At 66.0% G+C, this 2,356-nt stretch carries 1 protein-coding gene; it reads right to left on the bottom strand.

The annotated features are described in order from the left end of the window. Nucleotides 1-356 precede the first annotated feature (356 nt). Nucleotides 357-2,090 carry a hypothetical protein gene (locus tag EA187_RS20525; RefSeq protein ID WP_164856446.1) on the bottom strand — a complete coding sequence of 578 codons (1,734 nt, stop codon included), beginning with the start codon at nt 2,088-2,090 and terminating at the stop codon, nt 357-359. Between the last annotated feature and the right edge of the window lie 266 nt (nt 2,091-2,356).

Here is a 2,356-nt window from a genome sequence, read left to right on the forward strand (position 1 = left end):
TGGTGACCGAGGGTCACCTGAGCGTCAGCGTTTATGCGGGTGGGAGGTGACCGTGGGTCATCTGGCGATGTGACCGTGGGTCATCTGGCGATGTGACCGTGGGTCATCTGGCGTGATGACCGAGGGTCACCTGAGCGTCAGCATTTATGCGGGTGGGAGGTGACCGTGGGTCATCCGGCGAGGTGACCGAGGGTCGCCTGAGCGTCAGCGTTTATGCGGGTGGGAGGTGACCGTGGGTCATCTGGCGAGGTGACCGAGGGTCGCCTGAGCGTCAGCGTTTATGCGGGTGAGGGGTGACCCCCGGTCATCTGGCGAGGTGACCGGGGGTCAGGTATGGACCGGGTGCGAGGGCCGGGTTAGTCGACCGGCACAGCGATCTGCGCCCCGCGCTGGCCGAGGTGGGCGTCGCGGTAGGCCGGCAGGAGGTTCATGGCCTCGTCGTGGAAAGTCTCCCCACCGAGGTTGTCGCTGGCCTGGATGTAGTCGGCCTGGGGCCAGGTGCCCTTGTCGAGAATGTTTTTTTCCAGGCGCAGGGTGCCCTCGGCGACGTCGTCGAGGTTGTGGCCCTCAATGCTGACCTGCTCGCGCAGCGAATTGCGGTAGACCCAGACCGGGGTGTCCGCGGTCCAGCTCGAGCCGGTGGCCGGACTGGCGGTCCAGATCTTGAGCGCCCCGCTGCGATCCCAGGTGTAGTCGGTGTGCAGGCGGTTGTAGGCGAACTCGATGTTGCGGGCTCGATCCATGCCTAAGGCGCCGCTGGTGTTGGCGCTTCGCGGCCACTGGTTGCCCTCGGCAAAGGTGTTGGCGCGCAGCGAGACGAACTCGTTGAGGCCGCCCTTGATGTAGAAGATCGCCCAGGTCGCGGAGTCGGAGGTCTTGAAGTTCGCGCCCAGGGCGCGGTTCTTCTCAAAGACCGAGTAGCGCAACTGGTAGGCGCTGGTGAAGGTGCCGTTGTCGCCGGAGAGCAGGTTGTTGACCACGGCCACATGGTTGCGCTCTCCCTCGGCGGGGTTGGTGAACATGATGATCGAGGAGTTCCCCATGTCGACGTTCTGCGGGTTGCCGTGGAAACGACTAAAATGCACGTCGTGAATCAGCACCCGGTGGGTGTTGTCGTAGACCGTGAACATGTGGAAGTACCCGCCATCGTCCTGAAAGAAGTCCTCGGCGTGGCGGTGCTCCAGGTTCGCGATGGTGAAGTCCGTACCGCTGACGATGAACTGGCCGACGCGGGCCTCGAGAACGGCGTCGCTGCCCGGAAAGCCCACCCAGACCGAGGGCATGCGTCCGGAGCTGATGTTGGTGCCGCCGGGCTCCGGATCCATGGGCACCAGCCCCTTGAGGTAGACGCGGTGGTCTTTGAACCCCTCGTCGGGCTCGGCGTGAATGCGCGCGATGGAGGCGAAGGGCGCATCGCGAGTGCCGGGGTTTGCATCATCGCCCGCGACCGGGTCGACAAAGAGCCAGCCCTCGGTGCCCACCTTCAGCGAGACCGCGACGTCGAGGGTTGCGCCCTCCTGATCGGTGACCTGCAGGGTGATGTCGTAGGTGCCTTCCACAGGCTCCTCCCACCAGAGGGTGCCGTACTCCGGCGTGGAGCGATGCACGATAAAGCCATCGTCCTCACTGCGCTCCAATTCCTCGCCGATGGTCAGCCCCGTGGCGCCGCCATCGTCGGTGATGGCGTAGCGAAAGGGCCAGGCCCCGCCCTGAACCACGATCGGGATCTCCCAGTGCACGCCCGGATGGGCATTTTTGGAGAGCGCCCACGCCGCCGCCTCGGGGCGAGGGTGGGTGAGCGTCATGGGCATTTTGGCGGGCATGAAGTAGGCCTCGGGGAGCTGCCAGCTTCCCGGGGCGGGCCCGGGATCGGTGTCGGCGTCCGGGCTGGTGTCGGTGTCGGCGTTCGGGCTGGCGTCGTCGGCGTCTGCTGTGTCCGGGGAGGTGCCGGTGTCGCCGGTGTCGACCGAAGTATCGGCGCCGGCGTCTGTGGGGCGGTCGGTGTCGCCCGGATCGTCGGAGCAGGCTGTGAGCGCCAGGGTCATGGCGAGGGTCAGGACAAGCGTGCGAGTCGGGGATTGAGAGCGCATCAGGGCTCCAGAGTGGGGGCTTGCGAGGCCGTTCGGTGAGGGAGCGTCGAAAGGGTGTTCGGAGTCCGGCAGAGATACGCCGCGCGCTGGAGCGAGGTCAAGACGGTGTATGTGTGGTGATGTTGCGGGGCGTGGGGGGTGCGCGAGGAGGGGAGGTTTGTGGTTGTGTGGTTGTGTGGTTGAGGGGCTCTGGTGGCGCGCGAGGAGGGGAGGTTTGTGGTTGTGTGGTTGAGGGGCTCTGGTGGTGCGCGAGGTGGGGAGGTTTG

The organism is Lujinxingia sediminis (genome assembly GCF_004005565.1).
Lineage (GTDB): Bacteria > Myxococcota_A > Bradymonadia > Bradymonadales > Bradymonadaceae > Lujinxingia > Lujinxingia sediminis.